25 protein-coding genes and 1 pseudogene are annotated in these 25822 nt (G+C 64.4%); 1 reads left to right on the forward strand and 25 read right to left on the reverse strand.

Annotated features, from left to right (window positions below):
* Positions 1 to 6 precede the first annotated feature (6 nt).
* The 13 genes from CV770_RS16430 to CV770_RS16490 all read right to left on the reverse strand — a co-directional run bounded on the left by CV770_RS16430 (position 7) and on the right by CV770_RS16490 (position 12508).
* Positions 7 to 780, reverse strand: coding sequence for an SDR family NAD(P)-dependent oxidoreductase (locus tag CV770_RS16430; protein WP_104463040.1), 774 nt, complete (start codon positions 778 to 780; stop codon positions 7 to 9).
* A 31-nt stretch (positions 781 to 811) separates the two neighbouring features.
* Complete coding sequence (locus CV770_RS16435) at positions 812 to 1819, reverse strand: ABC transporter ATP-binding protein (RefSeq protein ID WP_104463041.1); 1008 nt, start codon at positions 1817 to 1819, stop codon at positions 812 to 814.
* A 15-nt stretch (positions 1820 to 1834) separates the two neighbouring features.
* Complete coding sequence (locus tag CV770_RS16440; RefSeq protein ID WP_091952887.1) at positions 1835 to 2665, reverse strand: carbohydrate ABC transporter permease; 831 nt, start codon at positions 2663 to 2665, stop codon at positions 1835 to 1837.
* Positions 2666 to 2668: 3 nt separating this feature from the next.
* Positions 2669 to 3541, reverse strand: coding sequence for a carbohydrate ABC transporter permease (locus CV770_RS16445; RefSeq protein WP_104463061.1), 873 nt, complete (start codon positions 3539 to 3541; stop codon positions 2669 to 2671).
* Between the two features lie 85 nt (positions 3542 to 3626).
* A complete protein-coding gene (locus tag CV770_RS16450; protein WP_104463062.1) occupies positions 3627 to 4940 on the reverse strand; it encodes an ABC transporter substrate-binding protein in 1314 nt (437 codons plus the stop codon).
* 222 nt (positions 4941 to 5162) lie between these two features.
* A complete protein-coding gene (locus tag CV770_RS16455) occupies positions 5163 to 6113 on the reverse strand; it encodes a sugar-binding transcriptional regulator (protein ID WP_104463042.1) in 951 nt (316 codons plus the stop codon).
* Between the two features lie 7 nt (positions 6114 to 6120).
* Complete coding sequence (locus CV770_RS16460) at positions 6121 to 6783, reverse strand: HAD family hydrolase (protein WP_104463043.1); 663 nt, start codon at positions 6781 to 6783, stop codon at positions 6121 to 6123.
* Between the two features lie 72 nt (positions 6784 to 6855).
* Positions 6856 to 8772 (reverse strand): nitric oxide reductase activation protein NorD, encoded by a 1917-nt coding sequence (locus CV770_RS16465; protein WP_104463044.1) that lies wholly within the window; start codon positions 8770 to 8772, stop codon positions 6856 to 6858.
* A 10-nt stretch (positions 8773 to 8782) separates the two neighbouring features.
* Positions 8783 to 9592, reverse strand: coding sequence for a CbbQ/NirQ/NorQ/GpvN family protein (locus tag CV770_RS16470; RefSeq protein WP_104463045.1), 810 nt, complete (start codon positions 9590 to 9592; stop codon positions 8783 to 8785).
* A 63-nt stretch (positions 9593 to 9655) separates the two neighbouring features.
* Positions 9656 to 11002: a cbb3-type cytochrome c oxidase subunit I gene (locus CV770_RS16475; RefSeq protein ID WP_104463046.1), complete on the reverse strand. Its 1347-nt coding sequence runs from the start codon at positions 11000 to 11002 to the stop codon at positions 9656 to 9658.
* A gap of 100 nt (positions 11003 to 11102) precedes the next feature.
* Positions 11103 to 11555 (reverse strand): c-type cytochrome, encoded by a 453-nt coding sequence (locus CV770_RS16480; protein ID WP_104463047.1) that lies wholly within the window; start codon positions 11553 to 11555, stop codon positions 11103 to 11105.
* 114 nt (positions 11556 to 11669) lie between these two features.
* A complete protein-coding gene (locus CV770_RS16485; protein WP_165637145.1) occupies positions 11670 to 11930 on the reverse strand; it encodes a cytochrome C oxidase subunit IV family protein in 261 nt (86 codons plus the stop codon).
* Positions 11930 to 12508: a cytochrome c oxidase subunit 3 family protein gene (locus CV770_RS16490; protein ID WP_104463048.1), complete on the reverse strand. Its 579-nt coding sequence runs from the start codon at positions 12506 to 12508 to the stop codon at positions 11930 to 11932. Before CV770_RS16490 ends, CV770_RS16485 begins: the two co-directional genes overlap by 1 nt.
* A 173-nt stretch (positions 12509 to 12681) precedes the next feature.
* On the opposite strand from CV770_RS16490, the gene CV770_RS42615 reads away from it, so the two are divergent.
* A complete protein-coding gene (locus CV770_RS42615) occupies positions 12682 to 12849 on the forward strand; it encodes a hypothetical protein (protein WP_085967637.1) in 168 nt (55 codons plus the stop codon).
* Between the two features lie 99 nt (positions 12850 to 12948).
* On the opposite strand, the gene mmsB is transcribed toward CV770_RS42615, so the two are convergent.
* The 12 genes and pseudogenes from mmsB to CV770_RS16555 all read right to left on the reverse strand — a co-directional run.
* The gene (gene mmsB / locus CV770_RS16500) at positions 12949 to 14139 is read right to left on the reverse strand and encodes a multiple monosaccharide ABC transporter permease (protein ID WP_018315912.1); all 1191 of its coding nucleotides are present in this window, start codon (positions 14137 to 14139) and stop codon (positions 12949 to 12951) included.
* Positions 14136 to 15713, reverse strand: a complete 1578-nt coding sequence (gene mmsA / locus CV770_RS16505; protein WP_104463049.1) for a multiple monosaccharide ABC transporter ATP-binding protein — start codon at positions 15711 to 15713, stop codon at positions 14136 to 14138. Before mmsA ends, mmsB begins: the two co-directional genes overlap by 4 nt.
* Before the next feature lie 117 nt (positions 15714 to 15830).
* Positions 15831 to 16904, reverse strand: coding sequence for a multiple monosaccharide ABC transporter substrate-binding protein (gene chvE, locus CV770_RS16510; protein ID WP_104463050.1), 1074 nt, complete (start codon positions 16902 to 16904; stop codon positions 15831 to 15833).
* 72 nt (positions 16905 to 16976) lie between these two features.
* Positions 16977 to 17855, reverse strand: a complete 879-nt coding sequence (locus tag CV770_RS16515; RefSeq protein WP_201759884.1) for an SMP-30/gluconolactonase/LRE family protein — start codon at positions 17853 to 17855, stop codon at positions 16977 to 16979.
* Entirely contained in the window at positions 17855 to 18931 is a 1077-nt protein-coding gene (locus CV770_RS16520; protein WP_104463052.1) for an aldose epimerase family protein, read from the reverse strand. The genes CV770_RS16515 and CV770_RS16520 overlap by 1 nt, the downstream gene beginning before the upstream one ends.
* Before the next feature lie 2 nt (positions 18932 to 18933).
* Complete coding sequence (locus CV770_RS16525) at positions 18934 to 19860, reverse strand: Gfo/Idh/MocA family protein (protein WP_104463053.1); 927 nt, start codon at positions 19858 to 19860, stop codon at positions 18934 to 18936.
* A complete protein-coding gene (locus CV770_RS16530) occupies positions 19857 to 20621 on the reverse strand; it encodes a FadR/GntR family transcriptional regulator (RefSeq protein ID WP_104463054.1) in 765 nt (254 codons plus the stop codon). The genes CV770_RS16525 and CV770_RS16530 overlap by 4 nt, the downstream gene beginning before the upstream one ends.
* Positions 20618 to 21598, reverse strand: coding sequence for a galactofuranose ABC transporter, permease protein YjfF (yjfF, locus tag CV770_RS16535; protein ID WP_104463055.1), 981 nt, complete (start codon positions 21596 to 21598; stop codon positions 20618 to 20620). Before yjfF ends, CV770_RS16530 begins: the two co-directional genes overlap by 4 nt.
* Complete coding sequence (locus CV770_RS16540; protein ID WP_018315904.1) at positions 21595 to 22587, reverse strand: ABC transporter permease; 993 nt, start codon at positions 22585 to 22587, stop codon at positions 21595 to 21597. Before CV770_RS16540 ends, yjfF begins: the two co-directional genes overlap by 4 nt.
* Positions 22584 to 24128 (reverse strand): sugar ABC transporter ATP-binding protein, encoded by a 1545-nt coding sequence (locus tag CV770_RS16545; RefSeq protein WP_201759882.1) that lies wholly within the window; start codon positions 24126 to 24128, stop codon positions 22584 to 22586. The genes CV770_RS16540 and CV770_RS16545 overlap by 4 nt, the downstream gene beginning before the upstream one ends.
* A 118-nt stretch (positions 24129 to 24246) precedes the next feature.
* Complete coding sequence (gene ytfQ / locus CV770_RS16550) at positions 24247 to 25212, reverse strand: galactofuranose ABC transporter, galactofuranose-binding protein YtfQ (RefSeq protein ID WP_018315902.1); 966 nt, start codon at positions 25210 to 25212, stop codon at positions 24247 to 24249.
* 268 nt (positions 25213 to 25480) lie between these two features.
* Positions 25481 to 25822: pseudogene (locus tag CV770_RS16555) on the reverse strand (IS481 family transposase); the annotation flags it as partial.

Genomic DNA, 25822 nt, shown 5'->3' on the forward strand with positions numbered 1-25822 from the left:
GTGAGCCTACCAGCAAGTATAGCCGCCATCCACCAGCACGATGCTGCCGGTCATCAGGCTCGCCGCTTCGGAGCTCAGGAACAACACGACCGAGGCGATCTCCTCGACCTGCCCCATCCGTGCCATCGGGGTTCCACCGATCCAGGCGTCGTACATTTTGGCGTTGCTCTTCACGAAGGCGTTGAGCGGCGTCTCGATATAGGTCGGCGCCACCGCATTGACGCGGATGCCGCGCGCGCCCCATTCGGCGGCCAGCGATTTGGTCAAATGATGCACCCCCGCCTTGGAGGCGTTGTAGAAGCACTGCTCCTGCGGCTTGTTGACGATGAAGCCGGACATCGAGCCGACATTGACGATGGCGCCACTCTTCGCCTTGAGCATGTGCTTGCCGAATTCGCGGCAGCACCAGAAGGTGCCGTTGAGATTGACGTCGATGACGTTGAGCCAGTGCTCATCGGTAACGGTCTCCGCCGGGGTTTCGCTGCGGGCAATACCGGCATTGTTGACGAGGATATCGACCTTGCCGTAGCGGGCGACGAGGTCGTTCGCGACCTCCGCCACGCGCTTGGTGTCGGTCACGTCCATGATCGCGGTCTCCACGTCAAAGCCCTTCGCCTTCAGGCTGGCCTTGGCGCTATCGGCGACCTTGTTGTCGCGGTCGCCGATGATGACCCTGGCGCCGGCTTCGGCCAGCGCTTCCGCGCAACCAAGGCCAATGCCCTGCCCGCCGCCGGTGATGAACGCGGTCTTGCCGTTCAACTTGAATTTTTCCAGGTACATGGTGGTCTTTCCGTTTCTTGCCGTTTTCTTGTCAGTTCCGAAGCGCGTTGCCGCTCGCGTCGAAGCGGTGAATGCGCGCGGGGTCCGGCACCAGCGACACATGGTCGCCGGCATGCAGGCTCAATTCGCCGATATAGCGTGCGGTCAGCATCCCGAGCGGGCCGGCATCGACATAGAGGAAAGTGTCGCTGCCAAGATGCTCGGCCACCGCGATGGTCCCCTGCCAGCCTCCGGTGCCATCGCGGTCGATCTTGAGGTGCTCCGGCCGGACGCCGATGGTGGCCGCACCACGTTGCAACGCGAGCTCTCCGGTGACGAAATTCATCTTGGGCGAACCTATGAAGCCGGCGACGAAGAGATTGGCCGGCCGCTCGTAGAGCTCCAGGGGCGACCCATATTGCTCGATCTTGCCGCCGTTGAGCACGACGATCTTGTCGGCCATGGTCATGGCCTCGACCTGGTCGTGGGTGACGTAGATCGCGGTGGTGCCGAGCTGCTTCTGTAGCCGCGTCACCTCGATGCGCATCTGCACGCGCAGAGCGGCATCGAGATTGGAGAGCGGCTCGTCGAACAGGAACGCCTTGGGCTCGCGCACGATGGCGCGGCCGATCGCGACGCGCTGGCGCTGGCCGCCGGAGAGCTCGCGCGGCTTGCGGTCGAGATACGGCGTAAGGTTCAGCGTTGCGGCGGCGGCCTCGACCTTGCGGTTGATCTCGTCCTTGGCGAGCCCCGCCATCTTCAGGCCAAAGCCGATATTGCCGCGCACGCTCATATGCGGATAGAGCGCGTAGGACTGGAACACCATCGAGAGCCCGCGCTTGGCTGGCGGCGTGTCCACGACGTTCTTGCCGTCGATCACGATCTTGCCGCCAGAGACATCCTCGAGCCCCGCGATCAGCCGCAAGAGCGTGGTCTTGCCGCAGCCGGACGGACCGACGAACACCACGAAGGAGCCGTCGGCAATTTCGAGGTCGGCGCCCTTGATGATGTGCACGGGGCCGAAGGATTTCTGCACGCCCTGAAGTGTGATCTGACCCATGATCCGGCAGCCCCTCTACTTCACCGCGCCGAAGGTCAGCCCGCGCACGAGCTGCTTCTGGCTGAACCAACCGAGGACGAGAATGGGCGCGATCGCCAACGTCGAGGCCGCCGACAGCTTTGCCCAGAACAGCCCTTCCGGGCTCGAATAGGAGGCGATGAACGTGGTGAGCGGCGCCGCGTTCGACGTCGACAGATTGAGCGTCCAGAACGCCTCGTTCCAGGCCAGGATCAAATTGAGCAGCATGGTCGAGGCCAGGCCCGGGATCGCCATCGGCGTCAAGACATAGACGAGCTCGCGGCCGATGGTGGCGCCGTCCATGCGCGCGGCTTCCAGGATGTCGCGCGGGATCTCCTTGAAATAGGTGAACAGCATCCAGATCACGATCGGCAAGTTTCCGAGGCACAGGATGAAGACAAGGCCGATGCGAGAATCGAGCAGGCCGAAGGTCTTGTAGATCAGGTAGATCGGCACCAGCACGCCGACCGGCGGCATCATCTTGGTCGAGAGCATCCAGAGCAGGATGTCCTTGGTGCGCTTGGTCGGCGAGAACGCCATCGACCAGGCGGCGGGGATCGCGATCAGAAGCGCAATCAGGGTCGAGCCGCCTGCGATGATGACCGAGTTCATGGCGTGGTGGAAATAGTCGCTGCGCTCCTGAACCGTCGCATAGTTTTCGGTGGTCCAGTGGAAGAACAGGAAGGATGGCGGGATGGCGAAGGCCTCGAGCTCGGTCTTGAAGCTCGCCAGCACCATCCAGAGGATCGGGAAGAAGATCAGGAAGCCGAACAACCAGGCCACCGCCGTCGATATCACCACCCGCCGCGTCGTCGCCATCCGTGCCATGCTTCAAGCCTCCAGATTGCGGCCGACGATGCGGACGAGGAAGAAGGCGACGACATTGGCGATTACCACCGCGACGAGGCCGCCTGCGGAGGCGCTGCCGACGTCGAACTGGATCAGCGCCTGCGAATAGATCAGGAAGGCGATGTTGGTGGTCGACAGTCCCGGGCCACCGCCCGTGGTGACATAAATTTCCGCAAAGACCGTGAGCAGGAAGATCGTCTCGATCAGGATCACCACGGTGATGGGCCGCGCCAAGTGCGGCAGCGTGATGTAGATGAAGGTCGAGACGGCGCTGGCGCCGTCCATCTCGGCGGCCTCTTTCTGCTCCTCGTCGAGCGACTGCAGCGCGGTGAGCAGGATCAGCGTCGCGAAGGGCAGCCACTGCCACGTCACGATCAGGATGACGGCAAACAGCGGCAAATCGTTGAACCAGTCGATCGGCGTCAGATGGAACAGCGAGGCGAGCCAGGCGAACAGACCGGACACCGGATGCATCAGCAGGTTCTTCCAGACCAGCGCGCTCACCGTCGGCATCACGAAGAACGGCGCGATCACCATCAGCCGCACGAAATTGCGTCCGATCACCGGCTGGTCCATCAAAAGCGCCAGCGGAATGCCGAGCAGGATCGTCAGCGCGAGCACCGAGCCGACCAGCACCAGCGTGTTCTGGAGCGAAGCCAGGAAGGCTGGATCGGTGAGGAAGTAGCGGAAGTTTTCCAGCTTGACGAATGATTCCGAGCCGGGATCGAGCAGGCTGTAATGCAGCGTCGAGAAATAGATCGTCAGCGCCAGCGGGACGATCATCCAGATGAACAGCAGCCCGACGGCCGGCGTCAGGAGCGAGCGCGCAAGAGTCTGCGTCTGCCGGGTTGCCATCAACGCTTCTCCGCTGGCGGGAAGAAGGCGGCCATCCATGACGCTGGATGGCCGCAAGTCTGAGCTCAGGAGGAAGAGCTCGGGTTCACTTGATGTAGCCGGCGCGCTTCATCTCGCGCTCGGTCGCGGACTGCGCCGCGGTGAGCGCGGCGTCGACGGTCATCGAGCCCGCAAGCGCGGCGGAGAATTGCTGGCCAACCTGGGTGCCGATGCCCTGGAATTCGGGGATCGCAGCGTATTGCACGCCGACATAAGGCACCGGCTTCACCGTCGGCTTGTTCGGATCGGCCGCATCGATCGAGGCCAGCGTCAGTTTTGCAAAGGGTGCGACCTTCAGATATTCATCGTTCTTGTAAAGCGAGGTCCGCGTGCCTGGCGGCACGTTGGCCCAGCCCTCCTTCGATGCCACGAGCTTGGTGTAGTCCTTGCTCGTCGCCCAGGCGATGAACTTCTCGGCGGCTTCCATCTTCTTGGAGCCGACGGGGATCGCAAGATTCCAGGCCCACAACCAGTTGGCGTTCTTGCCGAGCCCGGTATTGGGCGCGAGCGCGAAACCGACCTTGTCGGCGACCTTGGAATCCTTCGGATTGGTGACGAAGGACGCCGCCACCGTGGCGTCGATCCACATCGCGCATTTGCCGGCATTGAACAGCGCCAGATTCTCGTTGAAGCCGTTGGAGCTTGCGCCGGGAGGGCCGGCTTCTTTCATCAGATTGACGTAGGTCGTGAGCGTCGTCTTCCATTCCGGCGTGTTGAACTGCGGTTCCCATTTCTCATCGAACCAGCGCGCACCGTAGGAATTGGCCATGGCCGAGAGGAACGCCATATTCTCGCCCCAGCCGGCCTTGCCGCGCAGGCAAATGCCGTAGGTGCCGGCGCTCTTGTCGGTCAGCTTCTTGGCGGCGTCGATCACGAAATCCCAGGCCGGCTTTTCCGGCATCTTCAGGCCCGCCTTCTCGAACAGGTCGGTGCGATACATCACCATCGAGCTTTCGCCATAGAACGGCGCGGCATAGAGCTTGCCGTCGACGGAGACCGCGTCCTTGATCCTGGGCAGCAGGTCGGCGACGTCGTAGTCGCCGCCGAGATTGGCGAGCGGCACCAGCCAGCCCTTCTTGGCCCAGATCGGCACCTCATAGGTGCCGATGGTGAGCACATCGAACTGACCGCCCTTGGTGGCAATGTCGGTGGTGACGCGCTGACGCAGCACGTTCTCCTCCAACGTCACCCATTTGACCGAGATGTCCGGGTTTTTCTTGGTGAATTCAGCTGTAAGCCCCTGCATGCGGATCATGTCGCCATTGTTGACGGTGGCGATCGTCAGGGTCGTTTCGGCCATCGCGGGGACGGCCAGCAACAGAACAGACGCGCCGCAGACGGCGCCCAAGACATCTTTCACGGTGACCTCCCTCAAACTCGCGTTTTGAGCATATGCCCACGCGTTGGGCGTATGTTCAACGCAAGGAAGGAGGATTGTCAAGCAGGCGCACGGACGTTTGCGCAACTTATGAGTGCTGCGGTGCGGGAGTGGGTGGAGTGAATCGAAACCGGTGGCGCGGCATGCTCCACCTCTCCCGCTTGCGGGAGAGGGAGCGCAGTCCCGACGCAGCGTAGCGCCCGCCTACCGCTCCAAAATCGCCTGCGCGGTCGTCTCGTCAGTAATCAGCCCGTTGACCAGGCCGCCGTTCAGCGCCGCCGCGATCGCCGGCACCTTGGCGGCACCGACCGCGGCGGCGATGGTGGTGGTCTTCGCCGGCACTTCCGGCGGGATGCTGGTGAGGCGCTTGTTGGTGCCGGTCTTGAGCAGGTGGCCCTTGGAATCATAGGCCCAGCCGGTGATCTCGCCGATTGCACCCAGCCGCATCATCTCGAACAATTCGTCGCGGGTGACGAAACCGTCGACATGCACCTGCGCCTTCTGGTCCATCTGGCCGATGCCGACGAGGCGCAAGTCCGCCTTGGCCGCGACTGCCTTCACCTTGGCGATCGGCTCGATGCGGACCATCTTGTTGCGCTCGTCCTCGGACGACATCAGGAACGGCAGCGGCATCGGATAATGCCGCGCACCGGTGCGGTCGGCCAGCCGGCCTACGGTGTCGTAAAAGCTCGCCGAACCGTCGGCGGAGATGTTGCCGACCAGCGAGACGATCTGGTGATTGGGCCTGTCGATCGGCGTGACGCGCTCGACCGCGGCGCGCACCGCACGGCCGGTGCCGAGCGCGACGATCACCGGCGTCTCCGAACGCAGCGTCGCATCGAGCAGATTGGCGCAGCGTTCGGCGATGCCGGAAGTAGCCTGCGGCGCCGCGGGATCGGCGGGCACCACCTCGCAATGAGCAAGGTCGAAACGCTCCTTCAGGCGCGCCGCAAGCTCCATGCAGGCGGCGATGGGGTGTTCGAGCCGGAAAGTGATGAGACGCTCGGCAAGGCACAACGAGACCAGCCGCTGCGCCGAGGCACGCGAGACCTGGAGCATCTTTGCGATCTCGTCCTGGGTGTGACCGGCGATGAAATACAGCCAGCCGGCGCGCGCGGCGTCGTCGAGTCGGGATTTGTCGTTCTCGGCGGCCATGCGGGCCTCACGCCTCCCAGAAATCGCTCATGCGCGCGAAGACCCGGTCGGCCCCCGCCTCGGACAATATAGCCCGGCCGTCGCGACCGCGATAATGGCTGCCGCCAACAAATCCCCAGACCGTCATGCCGGCTGCCTTGCCCGCCTGCACGCCGCTGACGCTGTCCTCGATCACCAGGGTACGCGCAGGTTGTGCGCCCATCTTCTCGGCCGCAAGGAGGAACAGATCGGGCGCCGGCTTGCCATGCCTGACCATTTGCGCGGTATAGATCCGCTCGCCGACATGCGCCCGCAAGTCCGTGACGTCGAGAGAGAGCGAGACGCGGTCGATATCGCTCGACGACCCCACGCAAAACGGCATTCGCAGGTCGGACATGATGGCGGCAATGCCCGGGATCGGCCGGAGCGAGCCCGCAAACGTCGCCAGCACATGCGACTTCAGGCGCGGCAGAAAGCCATCCGGCACGACCTGCCCGAGATCACGATAATGCTGCTCGATCGCCTTGGTGCTGCGCCCGAGGAAAAGCTCGAGCGCCTGTGTCTGGGTGAGCGCAATGCCGAACTCGGCCAGCACCTCCGACAGGCATTGGCAGCTCAAAAGCTCGCTGTCGACGAGCACGCCGTCGCAGTCGAAGATGATCAGGTCGGGTTTTGACTGGAAGTCGTCCATCCGGCCATTCGATCATATACCCAGCTGATGAGCAATAGTTCGCGTGGGAACGCGGCGCCGCGGCTTCCCCTGTTAGTGCGCGACCTGCCGGTAGATTGCCGGCAGCGCCGCGGGCAACCGCTTGATGTTACCGACGATGGCATAGCCGCCGCGCCCGAACAGGGTCGGGAAGTAGGATTGCGCGGTGGCGTCCACCGTGACGCCGAAGGCGGCGATGCCGAGTCGGCGCGCCTCCTGCACCGACTTGCGGGTGTCCTCGAGCGCGAAGCGGCCCTCGTAATGGTCGACGTCGTTCGGCTTGCCGTCGGTGAGGACGAGCAGCAGCTTCTTGCGCTGCGGCTGGCGGGCGAGTTCGGCGGCGGCATGGCGTACCGCCGTGCCGATCCGCGTGTAATAGCCCGGCTTCAGCGCGCCGATGCGGCGCTCGACCGTCCCGCCCATCGGCTCGCCGAAGGCCTTGACCGTCTCGAGCCGCACCCAGGACCGCCGGCGCGAGGTGAAGGTGAGAATGCTGTGGTGATCGCCGCAGGCCGAAATCCCATGGGCGAGCGCCAGCAGCGCCTCCTTCTCGACGTCGAGCACGCGGTAGCCGTCGACCCAGGCGTCCGTGGACAGCGAGACGTCGACGAGCAGCGTGACGGCGAGATCGTGCCCTTGCGGGCGCATCGCGACGTGGATGCGATCGAGGCCGCTGCTGCTGCCGGCGCGCAGGTCGCACCGCGCGCGCACCAGCGCGTCGAGGTCGAGATCATGTCCGTCGACCTGGGCGCGCATCAATTCGTGACGCGGCCGCAACACCTCGAAGCGGCGGCGCACCTGACGGATGTGCCGGCGCATGGCGTCGTCAGGCGCCCAGCTCTCACCTTGCTCGGAGGCCGCACCCGCCAGCACGCGGCAATGATCGGGCAGATAGGATCCGCTGCGGTAATCCCATTCGGGATAGGTGAGGTCCGCTTTCAATCGCGATGCATCGAGGGCCTCCGGCGGCAGGTCGAGATCGAACTTGAACCGGCTCGCCGGCTTGCCGGTGCGGCGGCTGAGCGTGATCTCCTCGAGATCGTCGGCCGCTTTCTGCGCATCCTCGTCCTCACTGTCGTCGGCCGGACGATCGACATTGACCATCTCGGCCATCGCAAGGATCTTCTCGAAGCGGTTGAGCACAAAAGGATCGCGGCGGTTGGCATTGTCCTCGCGGTCGCGGATGGCAAAGCGCTTGCGATTGTCCTGTGCCTCGGGCTCGGCGCCCGGGGCACATTCGTCCTCGCCTGCATGCGCGGGCGAGAGCTCGCGCGTCCAGCAATCCCCCCAGAGCGGGCACGGCAGGATCGAATGATAGCCCGGCGGCGCCTTGTCTGGCAGCAGGCCCGTCCCCATCATCGCCGGCCACAGTCTGCCCGCAGGCGCCTTGCCGGCGCCGAGCAAGGCCAAGACGATCTGCTCGACCTCCTGCTCGATGCGTGGCAAAGGGCGACGAGGCCGAGCCTCGGCGGTTGCCGCGGCGAGCTGGGCATAATCGGCGACAAGCCCGGGGAATTGCGTGAGCACCCAGACCGCCGTCTCACTTGCCCGGCGCAACACCAGAAGATCCCGCCGCAGCGGATCGGCTTCCGTGATCGTCTCGATCGGTGCAGCTGCGAACCATGCCGCAAGCCAGCGATAGAGCGCCGCGTTCAACGCGCGGTCGGGAAAGATCGAGATCCGATCGGGCAGGAAGATGGTCGCCGCGTCACGGCCCGGCTGCTCTAACCGCTCGTCACCGAGGCCGATGCGCTGTCGCCAGCCGAGACGGTGCCCCGATTTTCGCGCGCCTGCGCTTGCAATCTGCACCCCGGTCTCGCCGCCAAGCGCGCGGAACATCACCGCGAGCCGGCCTCTCACCTCGGTCAGTGCAACGGCGTGCTCATCGTGAACCGGATAGCTCGCGGTGCTGCCGACCATCCTGTGCCAGGCGCGGCCGACCGTCTCCTCCAGTTCGAGGAAGTCGAGCATGGGAGCGGCCTCACCCGATGACAGCGCGTGCGACGTCCAGCAGCGCCGCCTTCACGTCGGAATCGTCGGTCAGCGGCTCGATCATGCCGGCCAGCACGGCATCGGCGATCGGCGTGCCCGCGGCAATCAGGGTCGCGCAATAGACCACGAGCCGGGTCGAGACGCCCTCTTCCAGATCGTGGCCCCTAAGCGCGCGCAGCCGGCCAGCCAGCCCCACCAGCGGCCGCACGCGCTCCGGCGACAGTCCGCTTTCGGCGGACACGACGGCGATCTCCTGCTCGGGCGGCAGGAAGCCGAATTCGATGGCGATGAAGCGCTGCCGCGTCGATGGCTTCAGCGCCTTCAGCAGCGTCTGGTAGCCGGGGTTGTAAGAGACCACGAGCATGAAGCTGTTCGGCGCCACCAGCTCCTCGCCGGTCCGCTCCAGCGGCAGGATGCGGCGGTCGTCGGTCAGAGGATGCAGCACTACTGTGACGTCCTTGCGGGCCTCCACGACCTCGTCGAGATAGCAGATGCCACCCTCGCGCACGGCGCGCGTCAGCGGACCATCGGTCCACACGGTGTCCCCGCCCCTGAGCAAATAGCGGCCGGTGAGATCGGCGGCAGTGAGGTCGTCATGACAGGCGACGGTGTGAAGCGGCAGGCCCAACCGCGCCGCCATATGCGCGACGAAGCGCGTCTTGCCGCAACCGGTCGGCCCCTTGAGCAGAACCGGCAGACGACGTCGCCAGGCATGTTCGAAAAGCTCACATTCGTTTCCGGATGGAACATAGGCCGGCAGGTCGGGCGCCGAGGTTACCGTATGAAGGGCAGCTTTCATGATGTCTCTCCGGATTTTCCAGGAACCAGGCGGCCGCGGCAAACCGCGACCGCCCTTTCTCGTTTACTCGGCCGGCTGCAGCACGGCGGGAATGGTCGCCTGCTTCTCGCGGCCCGGCACCAGCACGGCCCACACGAACATCAGCGCGGAGATCGCGACGAACACGCCGGAGCCGAGCCGGACCCAGTAGAACATCGCGAGCTGGTCCTGCACGTCCATGTAGCCCTGGCCGAGCACGCGCTGGAGATGGACCTGCACCACGCCGGCAAAGGTTAGCGCGAAGGTCATGGTCATCATGGCCGTGCACATGATCCAGAAGCTCGTCATGGAGAGCCATTGGTTATAGGGCGCGCGTCCCTTGATCTGCGGGATCGCATAGGCCATCACCGACAGGTTCAGCATCACATAGGCGCCGAAGAAGGCGAGATGACCGTGCGCGGCGGTGACCTGCGTGCCGTGGGTGTAGTAGTTCACCGAGGACAGCGTGTGCAGGAAGCCCCACACGCCGGCACCGAGGAACGCCATCACCGAGCAGCCGACCGACCACAACAGCGCAGCGCGGTTCGGATGCTTGCGGCCGGCCTTCCAGGTCATCTGCACGGTGAAGATCACCATGGTGAAGAACGGCGCAACCTCGAGCGTGGAGAACAGCGAGCCGATCCACTGCCAGTATCCGGGCGCGCCGATCCAGTAGAAATGGTGGCCGGTGCCGAGAATGCCCGAGAACAGGGCAAGGCCGATGATGACGTAGAGCCACTTCTCGACGACCTCACGATCGATGCCGTTGAGCTTGATCATGAGATAGGCGAGCACGGAGGCCATGATCAGCTCCCAGACTCCCTCGACCCAGAGATGGACGACGTACCACCAGTACATCTTGTCGACGGCAAGGTTCGCCGGGTTGTAGAAGGCGAACAGGAAGAAGATCGCAACGCCCCACAAGCCGAACAACAGGATGTTGGTGACCGTGGTCTTGCGGCCCTTCAGCGCCGTCATCGTGACGTTGAACAGGAACATCAGGCAGACGACGACGATGCCGGCCTTGATGATGAAGGGCTGTTCGAGGAACTCACGGCCCTCGTGGTAGTGGAAGAGATAGCCGACCACGGCGACGCCGGCTGCGCCGAAGAACATCCAGAACTGAATCTTCGCCAGCAGCGGGCTATAGAGCTCATTCTCGGTCTCTTCCGGGAGCAGATAGTAGGTCGCGCCCATGAAGCCGATCAGCGACCACACGATCAGCGCGTTGGTGTGGATCATCCTGACGATGTTGAACGGCAGCAGCGTCGACAGCGTATTGGGTAGGACGTAGATGGTGCCGGCGAGCAGGCCGAACACGACCTGGGCCAGGAACAGGGTCAGCGCGCCGTAGAAATACAGCATCGCGACTTTCTGGGTTTGGTACTTCATCTCGGGTTCTCTCTGTCTTGAAAGAGGAAAGCTGTGCGCCTTGCATGTCGTTTGAGCATGATCTCTTCGGAAAACCGCTTCACACTTTTCCGGATCATGCTCAGCCCGCCTTGTTCGGCGGCCAGCTCTGACGCTTGATCGTGCTGGTCCATTGCAGGAAGTCGGCGAGATCGTTGAGTTCCTGGTCGGTCAGGTTGAACTGCGGCATCTGCCGCCGGCCCTCCGCGCCCGAGGGCTGCGATTGCATCCAGGCCTTCAGCGTCTCGCGCGCGGCGGCCGGATCCTCGTTGCCGCCCCAGCGATCCCAGACGTTGCCGACCTCTGGGGCGAAATAGGCGCCCTCGCCCAGCAGCGTGTGGCAGTTGATGCAGGAGTTCTTCTCCCACACATGCTTGCCGCGGGCGACCGACGACGTCAGCGTCTCCGCGTCGGTCGAGGTCGTGGCCATGTAGTAATGGCTGTGCGCCGTCAGCCCTATGAAAATGGCGAAGAAGAAGGCCGAACCGCCGTAGAAGACATTTCGAGCGGCCGACTTGGTCAGGCGTTCAGCCATTGCCAATCCTTTCCGTTTGATTCCTGAGAAAGATGCGATCCTGCGATTTATTGCCGATTGCCAGGAGACACTCTTTGACGAAGCGCAAGCAGCGCGACGATGCGCAACCGCCAGTCAGATCAAGGCAACGACGGCCGATGCGAGCCAGGCAAACAGCACCACGATGAAGACCCAGGCGCTGACGATGCCGCGCCAAAGCGCCGGCGCTGAGCGAAGATCGAGGAAATCGAGCACGATACGGCGGCCCTTGAGGGCGGCGAACGTCAGCAGCAAGGCATTGGCGAACAAGGGACGCGACACCAGCGGCGGGACCAGAATGGTCGCGAGCGCAAGGCCGATCAACGCGATCCAGGTGATGTCGAGACGATCCGGAATCACGGGTGCACCAGATAGATGATGGGAAACATGACGATCCAGAGCAGGTCGACCATGTGCCAGAAAGCCGTTCCGGTCTCGACGCCCGCCGCTCGGGCACCCCGGGACACTACGGCCAGAATCACGATGCCGAGGCCGACATGCAGGAGATGGAAGCCGGTGAGGAGGAAGTACAGCGTGAAGAACGGGCTGGTCTCCAAGCCGTTTCCTAACGCGATCTCGCCGGCATATTCGAACAGCTTGACCGCGATGAAGACGACGCCAAGGGCCATGGCGCCGAACAGCCAGCCGCGCGCACGCCGGCTTTCGCGCGCCCGTGCAGCAGCCGCCCCGCGCGCGGCAGCCCAGCCGCTGGTCACGAGCACGATGGTGTTTATTCCGGCCAGATGCGCATCGAGACTGGCCTGACCGGCCGCGAAGACCGCCGGGTGAAGCGCGCGCGCGATGACGAAAGCGCCAAGGAACAGGCCGAAGGCGGCGAGCTCGCTGAAGATCAGCACCCAGATCATGGGATCACCGGGAAGATCTTCCAGGATTCCCCAGCCGGTTCCTTGTTGTTCGCAATCCGTTGCCGACATCTGACTTCCGCATCAAGACGCCGAACAGATATCCCACCGGCGCGATTCCAACTTTGTCGCCGGACAAATAGTGCAACTGGCCAGAGGCGGGTTTGCGCTATCGCAACGTCCCGCCCGCCTCACCGTCATAGGGTGGATGCATCCGGCGGTTCCGCAAAATGGCGAGCGATGCAATGAGCGATGCACAAATCGGGCTGATAACCGCGACCCCCATCATCATCGTGTTCGCCATCGCGCTGCGGCGAATGGGGGTGCTGTCGACCGTAGCAACCGTATCGGCGGTAACGCTTTCCGTCGCGATCGCGACGGTGCTGTTCACGACGCAATCACCGCTGCCGTAGGGTGGGCAAAGCGAAGCGTGCCCACCATAGTGCCACGAGAGAAGATGGTGGGCACGGCGCTTACGCGCCATTGCCCACCCTACCAGACCGTCAATGCGTCTACCGCCGCTGGTTATACACGTCGATACACACTGCCCCGAGCAGCACCAGGCCCTTGATGACCTGCTGATAGTCGATGCCGATGCCGAGGATGGACATGCCGTTGTTCATCACGCCCATGATCATGGCGCCGACCACGGCGCCGCCGACGCGCCCGACCCCGCCATAGGCCGAGGCACCGCCGATGAAGCAGGCGGCGATGACGTCGAGCTCGAAGCCGAGGCCCGCCTTCGGCGTCGCGGTGTTGAGGCGCGCGGCGAAGACGAGACCGGCAAGCGCGGCCAGCACGCCCATGTTGACGAAGGTGAGGAAGGTCAGCCGTTCGGTCTTGATGCCCGACAGTTTTGCCGCCTTCGCATTGCCGCCGACCGCGTAGACCTGCCGGCCGATCACGGTGCGCCGGGTGACGAAGCCATAGAGCGCGATCAGCGCGGTCATGATGACCAGCACGTTCGGCAGGCCACGATGCGAGGCGATCAGATAGGTGAAATAGAGCACGGCGCAGGCGAGCAGAACGCTTTTCCCCAGGAAGAACGCGTAGGGCTCGACCTCGATGCCGTGCGATTGCTCGCGCGAGCGGCCCTTGGCGCTGGCATAGACGAGCCCGAGCGCGAGCACGGCACCGATCAGCATGGAGGTCGGATGCAGCGTGCCGGCTTCGGGCAGCAGTTCCGGAATAAAGCCCGACGACAGCTTCTGGAAGGTCGCCGGGAACGGGCCGAGTGATTGGCCCTGCAGCACCGCGAGCGCCAGGCCCTTGAACACCAGCATGCCCGCCAGTGTCACGATGAAGGATGGAATGCCGAAGAAGGCCACCCAATAGCCCTGCGCCGCGCCGATCGCCGCACCCAGCAACAGGCAAGCGATGAAGGCGAGCGTGTAGTCGATCTTGTAGGTCACCATCAGCACGGCGGCCACCGCGCCGACGAAGCCGGCGACCGAGCCGACCGACAGGTCGATATGGCCGGTGACGATCACCAGCAGCATGCCGAGCGCCATGATGACGATGTAGCTGTTCTGCAGCACCAGGTTGGTCAGGTTGAGCGGCTGCAACAGCGTGCCGCCGGTCATGACCTGGAAGAACAGCATGATCGCGATCAATGACATCAGCATGCCGTAGTTACGCAAATTGTTCTTGATGAAGCTGCCGTGCCGGCGCTCCTCGGGCAGCGATACCGTCTTGTCGGTCATGGCTGCATTCCTCCCATTTCCGCGGCCGCGGGCGCGGCGTTCCCAATGTTTCGTTCGTTGCGCATGATGGCGCGCATGATCTTCTCCTGCGTCGCGTCCGCACCCTTGAACTCGCCGACGAAGGCGCCGTCGTTCATGACGCAGATCCGGTCGCAGATGCCGAGCAGCTCGGGCATCTCCGAGGAGATCACCACGACGCCGCGGCCAGCCTCCGCCAGCTCGTTGATGATACAGTAAATCTCGTATTTGGCACCGACATCGATGCCCCGCGTCGGCTCGTCCAGGATCAGGACTTTGGGATCGGTCATCAGCCATTTCGACAGCACCACCTTCTGCTGGTTGCCGCCGGAGAGCTGGCCGGTCTCCTGGTAGACGTCTGAACAGCGGATGCGCATGCGGGTGCGATAGTCGCTGGCGATCTTCAGCTCGGCGATGTCGTCGATCACGCGTTTAGGTGCAACCTGATCAAGGCTGGCGAGCGTGATGTTCTTGCGGACGTCGTCGGCCAGGATCAGGCCGAACTGCTTTCGGTCCTCGGTGACATAGGCAAGGCCGGCGTCGATCGCAGCCGCGACACTCGGCAGCACCATATCTCTGCCTTCGAGCCGGATGCTGCCGCTGATATTGGTGCCCCAGGAACGGCCGAACAGGCTCATGGCGAATTCGGTGCGGCCGGCCCCCATCAGGCCAGCAATGCCGACGACCTCGCCGCGCCTGACGCCGAAATTGACGTTCTTGATCACCTGCCGCTCGGGATGGATGGGGTGATAGACCGACCAGTTCGCGACGTCGAGCACGGGCTCGCCGATCTTCACGCTGCGCTCCGGGAAACGGTGCGCCATGTCGCGATTGACCATGCTGCGGATGATACGGTCTTCCTGAATCGGCTCGGCGCGGCAATCGATGCTGTCGACGGTGCGGCCGTCGCGGAGCACGGTGATGTGGTCGGCGACCTTGGCGACCTCGTTGAGCTTGTGCGAGATCAGGATCGAGCCGATGCCCTGCTCGCGGAACGCCATCAGGCGTTCGAGCAGCGCGGCGCTGTCGGCCTCGTTGAGGCTCGCGGTCGGCTCGTCCAGGATCAGCATCCGCACCCGCTTGGACAGCGCCTTCGCGATCTCGACAAGCTGCTGCTTGCCGACGCCGAGATCGGTGATCAGGGTGTCCGGGGATTCCTTCAGGCCGACCTGTGCCAGCAGCTCACGCGTGCGCCGGTACACCTCGTCGCGGTCGATCACGCCGAGCTTCGAGGGCGGATGCGACAGGAAGATGTTCTCGGCGATCGACATCAACGGGATCAGCGCGAGTTCCTGATGAATGATGATGATGCCGAGCGCCTCGGAATCGTTGATGTCGCGGAAGCGCCGCTCCTCACCATCAAAGACGATGGTGCCCTCGTAGCTGCCATGCGGGTAGACCCCGCTCAGCACCTTCATCAGCGTCGACTTTCCGGCGCCGTTCTCGCCGACGAGCGCGTGGATTTGCCCGGCGTGAACCGAGAAGTTGACGTCGCGCAGCGCCTGCACGCCTGCAAAGCTTTTGCTGACGTTGCGCATCTCCAGCATGGCGGTCATTGGCTTTGTGTCCTTAGATCACCGTCATTCCGGGGCGATGCGAAGCATCGAACCCGGAATCTCGAGGTTCCGGGTTCGCCCGCCGGGCGCCCCGGAACGACGGAGCAAGAGAAAGTCCTACTGGAACTGCGACTTCTTGTAGTAGCCGCTTTCGACCAGGACCTTCTCCCAATTGTCCTTGTAGACCACGACCGGCTTGAGCAGGTAGGACGGCACGGTCTTGACACCGTTCTCGTAGGTCTTGGTGTCGTTGACCGTGACCTGCTTGCCGGCCAGCGCGGCGTCGACCATGTCGGCGGTCACCTTGGCGAGGTCGCGGGTATCCTTGAAGATGGTCGAGTACTGGTCACCGCGCAGCATCGCCTTGATCGAAGGCACCTCGGCGTCCTGACCCGAGATGATCGGCATCGGCTGATCGGCGCTGCCGTAGCCGACGCCCTTCAGCGAGGAGATGATGCCGATCGAGATGCCGTCATAGGGCGAGAGCACGGCGTTGATCTTCTTGTTGCCGTAATAGGCGCTGAGCAGATTGTCCATGCGGGCCTGGGCGGTGGCGCCGTCCCAGCGGAGCGTCGCGACCTTGTCCATGCCCATCTGGCCCGAGGCGACGACGAGCTTGCCGCTGTCGATATAGGGCTTCAGCACGCTCATCGCGCCGTTGTAGAAGAAGTAGGCGTTGTTGTCGTCGGGCGAGCCGCCGAACAGCTCGATGTTGAACGGGCCCTTGCCGTCCTTGAGACCGAGGCCCTGCACGATCGACTCGGCCTGGAGCACGCCGACCTGGAAATTGTCGAAGGTGGCGTAATAGTCGACGTTCGGTGTGCCGCGGATCAGGCGGTCATAGGCGATCACGGTGATGCCCTTCGCCTTGGCCTGCTTGAGCACGTCGGACAGCGTGGTGCCGTCGATCGCGGCGATCACCAGCGCCTTCGCGCCCTTGGTCACCATGTTCTCGACCTGCGAGAGCTGGTTCGGGATGTCGTCCTCGGCATATTGCAAGTCGGTGTTGTAGCCGCGCTCCTTCAGCACCTTGACCATGTTGTTGCCGTCGTCGATCCAGCGCGCCGACGATTTGGTCGGCATCGCGATGCCGACGGTCGCCTTGTCTTGGGCGGAGGCGGTGAGGCCTGTGGCCATCGTCGCAGCGCCGGCCAGCGCCAGCGCGAGGAATGTCGTCTTCAGTTTCAGCATGTTTTACTCCCTTGGGTGTCAGACTGTTTCTTTGTTTCATCGAGAACGTCGTCGTGGACTGCCTCTGATCTCCTATGCGAGCTTGACGTCTGGCTCCGCGCGACCGCGCGCGGATGCCTCCAATAGAAAAGTGCAACCGGCTTGCGGATCGGCGGCGCGCGCCGCCGCGTCCATATCCTGCCACGCTGACGTGACAAGGAGGCGCGACAGATCGGGGCCGACGAAAGCGGGACAGCTTGCCTGTTTTGCCGGCACGCTCAGTGAGCGCAGACGCTCGCCTTGCGGAGAATAGACATCGATACGGCTCGCGCCCCAGCAGGCATTCCAGATCTTTCCGTCGGCATCGCACACTGAGCCATCGAGGCCGCCGATACCGGTGTGTCGCAACAACACCTCCGGCTCGCCGCGCGGCAGACCGGTCGCGGGATTGAGCGGGACTGCGTAGAGCACGGCGCGCGCGGTGTCGGTGAAATAGCCGGTGCCGCCATCCGGCGAGAAGCAGATCGAATTGGGAATGCTGATGCCGGGAAACAGCGTCGCGATCGTGCCGCGATGGAGCGCATAGATCGCCCCTGCCTTCGGCTCAGCCTTCTTGCCCATGGTGCCGATCCAGAACGTGCCGGACTGGTGCACGCGGCAATCATTGGAGCGCGTCACGGGATTGTCCGCCTCGAGCGGAAGGAACAGCGTCATCGCGCCGTCGGCGAGCTTGCGGATGTAAAGCCCATCCTCGGCGACGATCAATTGCCGCTCGGCATCGATGCGCCCGAGCGCGCTCGCCATCCGGCCGAGCGCATGAACGCGGACGCTGCCACTGCCAAGCTGTGCCTCGAACAGCCGCCCCTCGCGGATGTCGAACCACCAGGCGGTGTCTGTGGTCACGTCATAGGTCGGGCCCTCGCCGAGATGACAGGGATCGTCCGAGAGAACTGATGTCGGCACCTGTTCCATCATGACGCCCTCATACCGAAGCGATAGACCGTGTGGTGCCGATATGCTCCGCCGGGATCGAGGCGCGGGCTCGGGAAATCCGGCCGGTTCGGCGCGTCAGGCCAGATGTGCGGCTCCAGACACATGGCATCCGACTGCCGGATCAGCTTGCCGCCCTTCCCCGAAATCGTGCCGTCGAGATAGTTGCCGGAATAGACTTGCAGGCCGGGTTGGTCGGTGAACAGCTCCATGACGCGCCCCGAGCGCGGTGCCTCCAGCCGCGCCGCGAGTGCAAGCTTGCCGTCGCGCGCAAGGCAGTAGGTGTGGTCGTAACCCCTGCCGTTGCGCAATTGCTCATCGCTCTGCCGGATGCGCTCGCCAACGGGCCGAGCCTCGCGGAAGTCGAACGGCGTGCCGGCCACCGCGCGCGGCGGTCCGGGCAGCGGAATGGCGGTGGGGTCGATGGCGAGGAAATGTTCGGCGGCAACCGTCAGCCGGTGGTCGAGAATGGGCGTGCCTGACGTTGCGCCTTCCAGATTGAAGAAACTGTGGTTGGTCAGGTTGACGATGGTGGGACGGTCGGTCCGCGCCTCCATGCTCAACGACAATTCGGTCGGGCCGGTGACGCGATAGGTCAGGCGGACATCGAGGTGGCCGGGATAATTCTCCTCGCCATGCGGACTGACATAGGTCAGCGTCACCGCGGGCTCGGCGCCGTCGTCGATCTCCGCAATCTGCCAGAGCTTGCGGTCGAATCCATCGAGGCCGCCGTGCAGCGCGTTCGGCCCGTTGTTGACGGCAAGTTGCACCGTCTCGCCGTCGAGCGAGAACTGTCCTTTGGCAATGCGGTTGGCGTAGCGGCCGACGGTGGCCCCAAGGAACTTTCGCTCCGCGAGATAGCCGGCGAACGCGTCATGGCCGAGCACGACGTCGTCGTGACCGCCCTTCGCATCCGGCGCAATCAGCGCCTGGATCACCGCGCCGTGGGTGATGATGCGCGCCTCGAAGTCGCCCTCGCCGCGCAGCACGATGCGCTCGACCTTGCGACCGTCAGGCAGTGTTCCGAAGATGTCCTTTGTGATTTTTGATTCGGCCATGTCTAATCCACAAACGGTTCGACGACGGTGCGCCTGCCGAGCAGGAAGGCGTCGGCGACGAGGCGAAGCGGTGTCAGATCGACGTCGCTTGCGCCGGTCGCCGCGAGCTCGACGAAGCGCCGGTAGAGTCCGCGATATTCCTCATCGGGCGCCTCGGCAAGCACCTTGCCGTCGACCTCCATCCGCGCGCCACCGCCGGACAAAGTCATCCGGCCCTGGTCGGTATCGACGAGGATATCCCAGCTCTGCGGTCCGGTCTGGCGGAAATCGAACTCGGCGGTGACAGCAAGGCCGTCGATGTCGGTCAGCGTCAGGTTCGCCGCAATCGGTGCCTGGCAATTGGCGGGAAACGCCAGCTCAGCCGCGGTGACGAACACGGGCTTCGGCAGGATTTTGGTCAGGATCGACAGCGCGTTGATGCCGGGATCGAACACGCCAAGGCCGCCCGGCTCCCAGATCCAGCCCTGCCCGGGATGCCAGACGCGAACATCCTCCTTCCAGCTGATGTGCACCGACTTGATGCGCCGCTCAGTGAGCCATTGTCGCGCGGGCTCGACGGCCGGCGCATGGCGCGAATGCCAGGTCGCAAACAGCGTTCGCCTTCCCTCCGCCGCCATCGCGATCAGCGGATCGAGCTCGGCGACACCGATGCCCGGCGGCTTCTCCAGCATGACATGCTTGCCGGCGGCGAGCGCCGCGGCAGCCTGCGCGCGACGCACCTGCGGCGGTGTGCAGAGCGAGACCGCATCGATCGGCGGTCCCTTTTCCAGCAGCTCCTCGATGGTCGCGAAATGCGGCAGTCCAGGCAGCGAGGCGTTACGGCTGGCAATCGCCGCCAGCGCCGCGCCCGGCACGGCGGCGATTGCGCCGACATGCTGGTCGCGCGCGATCTTGCCGAAGCCAACGATGGCGATGCGGAGTTCCGTCACGATCCCTCTCCAGATTCCACGGAGGCCGGTGCGGTCTCGATGACCGTGCCCTCATGGCGATGCATGCCGTTGTGAATGACGAAAATCATCGCCTCAGAGGCGGCCTCCGCATCGCCGGCCGCAATCGCATCGACGATCTTCTGGTGCCAGAGCAGCACCGTGTCGCGGTCCTCCAATTCGACCGGCGCACTCAGCAGGAACGAGGCGCGAAGCGCGGCCTCGATGACGTGGCCGATCGAGCGCATGAACAGGTTGCCGGAGGCGCGCGCCACGGCGACGTGAAGCGCGAGGTCGGCATCGGCAAAGCCGACCGAATCGGACGCTTCGAGCCGCATTCGCTCCATGCTGCGCCGAAGTTCGGCCAGATCCTCCTCCGACCGCTGCTTGGCCGCCAGCATGGCCGCGCGCGGCTCGACCGCGAGACGGATCTCGGCGAGGTCATTGAGGAAACGCTTGTCGATACCTGCGTCCAGATGCCAGGCCAGCACGTCGGCGTCGAACATGTTCCAGGCGGCACGTTCGCGCACGACGGTGCCGACGCGCGCCTTGGTCGTCAGCAGTCCCTTGGCGACCAGGGTCTTCACGCTCTCCCGCAGCACTGGCCGCGACACGCCGAACATCGCGATCATCTCGGCATCGCCAGGCACGCGCGTCCCTTCCGCGTAGCGGCCGGCGATGATGTCGATGCCGATCGAGCGGGCGACCTCCGCATGATTGGAGTGAGCCCGCCGCGTCGGGATGACGACGATGCGCGATGTCATGTGGCGGCTCCTGCGCTCTTTGCCAGCGGCCGGCGCGCGAGCGCGACGAGACCCTGCTGCAAGGCAATGAAGGCGAACAGCAAGATTCCGGTCGCGATCTTGGTCCACCAGCTCGACAGCGTGCCGTCGAAATTGATGTAGGTCTGGATCAGGCCCTGGATCAGCACGCCGAGGAAGGTTCCGACCACCGAACCCTGCCCGCCCGTGAGCAGCGTGCCGCCGATCACGACGGCCGCGATGGTGTCGAGCTCGACGCCGACGGCGGAAAGCGAATAGCCGGCGCTGGTGTAGAACGAGAAGACGATGCCGGCGATGCCGGCGAGCAGGCTCGACAGCATGTAGATCTTCACCGTCATCTTCCCGACCGCAACGCCCATCAGGCTCGCCGTCGTCCGGCTGCCGCCGAGCGCATAGACATTGGCGCCGAACCGGGTGAGATGCAGCAGCAAGGCTCCGCCGATCACGATCGCGAGCATGATGATCGCAATCGCCGTCAATCGCCCTCCACCCGGCAATCGCAAGGCGAAGTCCGACACGGTGGAATAGATCGGCGCGGTGATCGGTATGGATTCGGTGGAGAGCAGGAAGCTCGCACCGCGCGCCAGGAACATGCCGGCGAGCGTCACGATGAAGGGTGGCAAATCAAAGACATGGATCACCGCGCCCATCGCCGCACCGAAGGCCGCCGAGAGTGCGAGGACGGCGACAAAAGCAACCAGCGGCGACATGCCCCAGCGCTCGATCGCGAGCGCAACGAAGACGGTGGTGAAGCCGATCACCGAGCCGACCGAGAGATCGATGCCGCCGGAGATGATGACGAAGGTCATGCCGGCCGCGACGATGCCGAGAAAAGCGTTGTCGGTGAGGAGATTGCCGACGACGCGGGTCGAGGCGATGTTGGGAAACTGCACCGCGCAGGCTGCGAAGCCCGCAACGAGCACGATCGCCGTGATGAGGGCGGGCGGCAGACCTCTCATGCTTTCGTCCTCCGCAGTCGCGCGGCAATGCCGGCAAAACCAGTCAGCTTCGGCGATTGCAACAACAGCACCGTGAGCACCACCACCGCCTTGACCAGCAGGTTGAATTCCGGCGGATAGCCGGACAAGAGGATGCCGGTGTTCATGGTCTGGATAATCAGCGCACCGAGGACGGCCAGCACGAGGCTGAAGCGGCCGCCGAACAACGAGGTGCCGCCGATCACCACGGCCAGAATGGCATCGAGCTCGAGCCAGAGGCCGGCATTGTTCGCGTCCGCTCCCATGATGTCGGCCGCCGCGATCACGCCGGCCAGCGCGGCGCAGACGCCGCACCAGACATAGACCGACAGGATCATCGCACGGGTGCCGACGCCGGCAAGCTCGCTCGCGCGCGCATTGCCGCCGGTCGCCTCGATCAGGAGCCCGAGGGCGGAGCCGCGCACCACCGCGCCGGTCAGGATGAGCATGCCCAGGGCAATCACCACCGGTACCGGCAGGCCGAGCACCGAGCCATTGCCGAGCCAGACCAGATCGGGCGACGAGAAGGTCACGATGCGCCCCTCGGTGATGAGCTGGGCGATGCCGCGTCCCGCCACCATCAGGATCAACGTCGCCACGATCGGCTGCATGCCGAGTACCGCGACAAGGAAGCCGTTCCACAGGCCGCAAATCAAGCCCGCGCCGAGCGCTGCCGCCAGAACGACGGCCAGACTGTGAGTGTCGGCGAGGCTCGCCGCAATCGCGCCCGCGATCGCCATGACGGCCCCGACCGACAGATCGATGCCGCGCGTCGCGATCACCAAAACCATGCCAAGTGACAACAGTGCTACCGGCGTGCCGCGGTTGAGCACGTCGATCAGGCTGCCGAACAGACGGCCGTCCTGGAGGCGCAGGTCGAAGAATTGCGGCGACACCACGCGATCGACCGCGAGGATGACGATCAATGCGAGTATCTGGGCGAGACCGCGGCGCGGCAGCAGCGCTGTCATGTGTGGGCCTCAAGCGCAACGGCGGCGCCGTCGGCGGCGATGGCCGCGAGAATGTTGCCGACGTCGACTGCCTCGCCCGCGAGCTCCTCGACATGGGCGCGGTCGCGCAGCACCACGACGCGGTCGGAATAGGTCACGATCTCATCGAGCTCGGAGGAGATCACGAGTAGCGACAAGCCGTCGTCGCAGAGCTCGCGGATCAGGCGGATGATCTCGGCATGCGCGCCGACGTCGATGCCGCGGGTTGGCTCGTCCAGCACCAGAAGCCGCGGCGAGGTCGCGAGCCAGCGCGCCAGCAGAACCTTCTGCTGATTGCCGCCGGACAACAGGCCGACGGGGCGCTCAGCATCGGGCGGACGGATGTCGAACATCTTGACGTAGCGGCGCGCGATCTCGTCCTGCTCGCGGCGCGACAGCGGCCGATGCAGGCCGCGCTTGGCCTGGAGCGCGAGCACGATGTTCTCGCGCACCGTGAGCTCGGCGACGATGCCGTCGGTCTTGCGCTCCTCCGGGCAATAGCCAAAGCCGTGGCGTACGCCGTCGCGGGGCGACTGCAGCCGCACCGACGCGCCCTCCACTCTCGCCTTCCCGCCATCGGCGCGCTCGGCGCCGAACACCAGCCGCGCCGTCTCGGTCCGGCCCGAGCCGAGCAGGCCGGCGAGACCGACGACCTCGCCATGGCGCAGCTCGAGATTGAACGGCGCGACATAGCCGGCCTTGCCGTAATTCTCGAAACTCGCGCAGACCTCGCGCACCTTGTGCTCGCCCACTGATGCGCGCGCGCTGGTGGTCTCGGCCAACTCGCGGCCGAGCATCAGCCGGATCAGCTCGAGGCGCGGCAGTGAGGCGGTCTCGCGCTCGCCGACGAGGCGGCCGTTACGCAGCACGGTGATGCGATCGGAGATCTCGTAGACCTGGTCGAGAAAGTGGCTGACGAAGACGATGCCGATGCCGCGCCTGGCAAGCTGACGCATGATGCCGAACAGTATCTCGACCTCGTGGCGGTCGAGGCTCGCGGTCGGCTCGTCCAGGATCAGCACGCGCGCGGAGAGATCCATCGCGCGGGCAATCGCTGTGACGTGCTGGATGGCCACCGAATAGTTGCCGAGCGGCGCGGCGACGTCGATGTCGAGGCCAAACTCCACAAGCAGCGCCTTGGCGCGGCGGCGCATTTCGCCCTCGCGCACGATGCCGAAGCGCATTGGCTGGCGATCGAGGAACAGGTTCTGCGCCACGGACAGGTTCGGCAGCAGGTTGACTTCCTGGTAGACGGTGGCAATGCCCGCTGTCAGCGCTGCCTTGGCCGAGCGCGGCGCGACCTCTTCACCGCCGATCCTGACGATGCCGGCGTCGCGCGGGAATACGCCGGTGACGACCTTGATCAGCGTGGACTTGCCGGCTCCGTTCTCGCCGAGCAACGCATGGATCTCGCCGGCGCGCAGCGTGAAGTCGACCTCCTGCAGCGCGCGCACAGCGCCAAAGCTCTTGCTGATCCCACGCACCTCAAGAAGAGGCAGAGCAGGATCGGGGCTGTTCTGCATGGCAAATTCACTCCCACCGGTGCCCGCCATTGAAGCGGACACCCAGCCTAGCCGTTCGTGCAGCGGTTTCGAAGGGGGATCGCCGGACCACAGGAAGCGGTCCGGCGCGGAGCCCGCCTCAGTAACCGAGGCCCTTCTTGCTGTCGTAGATCTTCTGCGGATCGTCGGCGGCGGTATAGAGCTTGGACTCGGTCTGGATCCACTTCGGCGGAACCGTGCCTTTGCCCTTGAAGGCCGCGACGGCATCCAGTGCTGGGCCAGCCATGTTCGGCGTCAGCTCCACCGTGGCGTTCGCCTCGCCGGCAACCATCGCCTTGAAGATATCGGGGACCGCGTCGATCGAAACGGTGAGGATGTCCTTGCCAGGCTTGAGGCCGGCTTCCTTCATCGCCTGAATCGCGCCCACCATCATGTCGTCGTTGTGGGCGTAGACCGCGCAGATGTTCTTGCCGCCGCCTTCGGCCTTGATGAAGCTTTCCATCACCTCCTTGCCCTTGGCGCGGGTGAAGTCGCCGGTCTGGCTGCGCACCACCTTCAGATTGGCGTGCTTGGCGATGGCGGTGTCGAAGCCTTTCTTGCGGTTGGTGGCGACGCTGGCGCCGACCGTGCCCTGCAGCTCGACGATGTTGCAGGCCTTGGCGCCGACCGTCTTGGCCAGCCAGTCGCCGGCGACCTCGCCCTCATGCACGCTGTCCGAGGTTACGGCGGTGAGATAGAGCTCCTTGCCGGACGGATCGATGTCGCGGTCAAGCAGCACCACCGGGATCTTGGCTTCCTTGGCCTCCTTCAGCACCGAGTCCCAGCCGGTCGAGACCACGGGCGCGAGGAAGATCGCATCGACGTTCTGCGCGATGAAGGAGCGGATCGCCTTGATCTGGTTCTCCTGCTTCTGCTGCGCGTCGGCGATCTTGAGATTGACCTTGCGCTTGGCGGCCTCCTGCTTGGAGACCGACGTCTCGGCCGCGCGCCAGCCGGATTCCGATCCGATCTGCGAGAAGCCGATGGTGAGCTCGGCGGCATTCGCCGGCAGCGCGAGCAGCAAGGCGGCCGTGGCGCTGGCCGCAAAGAGGGCTTTGAGGATCATCAGGCGAGTCTCCCAAGATGTTATCCGGGGCGCCGATTGGTAACATGGCACCCACAGGCCGGCCTTCGAGGCGGCACGAGGGACTATTTCACGGAAGATAGGTTCCGACTAGTCATATTATTTGACTATTTGGAGGAAATCGCAGCGGGGCGAGCTGAGCAGCCAGATGACACGCCAAGCGCGATTTTGTTCCGCGGATACAACGGGAAGATGAAGGGATTTTGTAGTTGGGTCCAGCCGCGGACACCGTCATGGCCGGGCTTGTTGTTTAGTCCGGGGACATGGCTGACACCTGTTCGGACACATCACTGACAGGTTGGCCATTGGTCAAGTCGATCGATGCGACCTGCCAGCTGGCGAAGAAGATTCCGTAGTGGCCGTCACGATCCAGCGGCCGGATGGCGAGACTTTCGCGCGCGAAGGCCTGGGGAACCTTCCAGAAGCGTCCTTTGAAGGAGATGTAGGGTCTCGTCGATGAGACCCTACGGACGATCTCGCCGCTGTCGTATTCAACTTTTGGAACGCGGGTCGGCATGGCGCGGGCGCTCGGCCAGAAGCGATCGGCGGGGACGCGCATATCGAGGCCTTGGTGGGGACGCTCCAGATTGTA

It is taken from the genome of Bradyrhizobium sp. AC87j1, from assembly GCF_002936975.1.
GTDB classification, from domain to species: Bacteria; Pseudomonadota; Alphaproteobacteria; order Rhizobiales; family Xanthobacteraceae; genus Bradyrhizobium; species Bradyrhizobium shewense.

Coding starts and splice junctions, on each gene's coding strand:
- CV770_RS16430 (WP_104463040.1), bottom strand. CDS start 780: ATGTACCTGGAAAAATTCAAGTTGAACGGCAAGACCGCGTTCATCACC.
- CV770_RS16435 (WP_104463041.1), bottom strand. CDS start 1,819: ATGGGTCAGATCACACTTCAGGGCGTGCAGAAATCCTTCGGCCCCGTG.
- CV770_RS16440 (WP_091952887.1), bottom strand. CDS start 2,665: ATGGCACGGATGGCGACGACGCGGCGGGTGGTGATATCGACGGCGGTG.
- CV770_RS16445 (WP_104463061.1), bottom strand. CDS start 3,541: ATGGCAACCCGGCAGACGCAGACTCTTGCGCGCTCGCTCCTGACGCCG.
- CV770_RS16455 (WP_104463042.1), bottom strand. CDS start 6,113: ATGGCCGCCGAGAACGACAAATCCCGACTCGACGACGCCGCGCGCGCC.
- CV770_RS16460 (WP_104463043.1), bottom strand. CDS start 6,783: ATGGACGACTTCCAGTCAAAACCCGACCTGATCATCTTCGACTGCGAC.
- CV770_RS16465 (WP_104463044.1), bottom strand. CDS start 8,772: ATGCTCGACTTCCTCGAACTGGAGGAGACGGTCGGCCGCGCCTGGCAC.
- CV770_RS16470 (WP_104463045.1), bottom strand. CDS start 9,592: ATGAAAGCTGCCCTTCATACGGTAACCTCGGCGCCCGACCTGCCGGCC.
- CV770_RS16475 (WP_104463046.1), bottom strand. CDS start 11,002: ATGAAGTACCAAACCCAGAAAGTCGCGATGCTGTATTTCTACGGCGCG.
- CV770_RS16480 (WP_104463047.1), bottom strand. CDS start 11,555: ATGGCTGAACGCCTGACCAAGTCGGCCGCTCGAAATGTCTTCTACGGC.
- CV770_RS16490 (WP_104463048.1), bottom strand. CDS start 12,508: ATGTCGGCAACGGATTGCGAACAACAAGGAACCGGCTGGGGAATCCTG.
- CV770_RS42615 (WP_085967637.1), top strand. CDS start 12,682: ATGAGCGATGCACAAATCGGGCTGATAACCGCGACCCCCATCATCATC.
- mmsB (WP_018315912.1), bottom strand. CDS start 14,139: ATGACCGACAAGACGGTATCGCTGCCCGAGGAGCGCCGGCACGGCAGC.
- mmsA (WP_104463049.1), bottom strand. CDS start 15,713: ATGACCGCCATGCTGGAGATGCGCAACGTCAGCAAAAGCTTTGCAGGC.
- chvE (WP_104463050.1), bottom strand. CDS start 16,904: ATGCTGAAACTGAAGACGACATTCCTCGCGCTGGCGCTGGCCGGCGCT.
- CV770_RS16515 (WP_201759884.1), bottom strand. CDS start 17,855: ATGGAACAGGTGCCGACATCAGTTCTCTCGGACGATCCCTGTCATCTC.
- CV770_RS16520 (WP_104463052.1), bottom strand. CDS start 18,931: ATGGCCGAATCAAAAATCACAAAGGACATCTTCGGAACACTGCCTGAC.
- CV770_RS16530 (WP_104463054.1), bottom strand. CDS start 20,621: ATGACATCGCGCATCGTCGTCATCCCGACGCGGCGGGCTCACTCCAAT.
- yjfF (WP_104463055.1), bottom strand. CDS start 21,598: ATGAGAGGTCTGCCGCCCGCCCTCATCACGGCGATCGTGCTCGTTGCG.
- CV770_RS16540 (WP_018315904.1), bottom strand. CDS start 22,587: ATGACAGCGCTGCTGCCGCGCCGCGGTCTCGCCCAGATACTCGCATTG.
- CV770_RS16545 (WP_201759882.1), bottom strand. CDS start 24,128: ATGCAGAACAGCCCCGATCCTGCTCTGCCTCTTCTTGAGGTGCGTGGG.
- ytfQ (WP_018315902.1), bottom strand. CDS start 25,212: ATGATCCTCAAAGCCCTCTTTGCGGCCAGCGCCACGGCCGCCTTGCTG.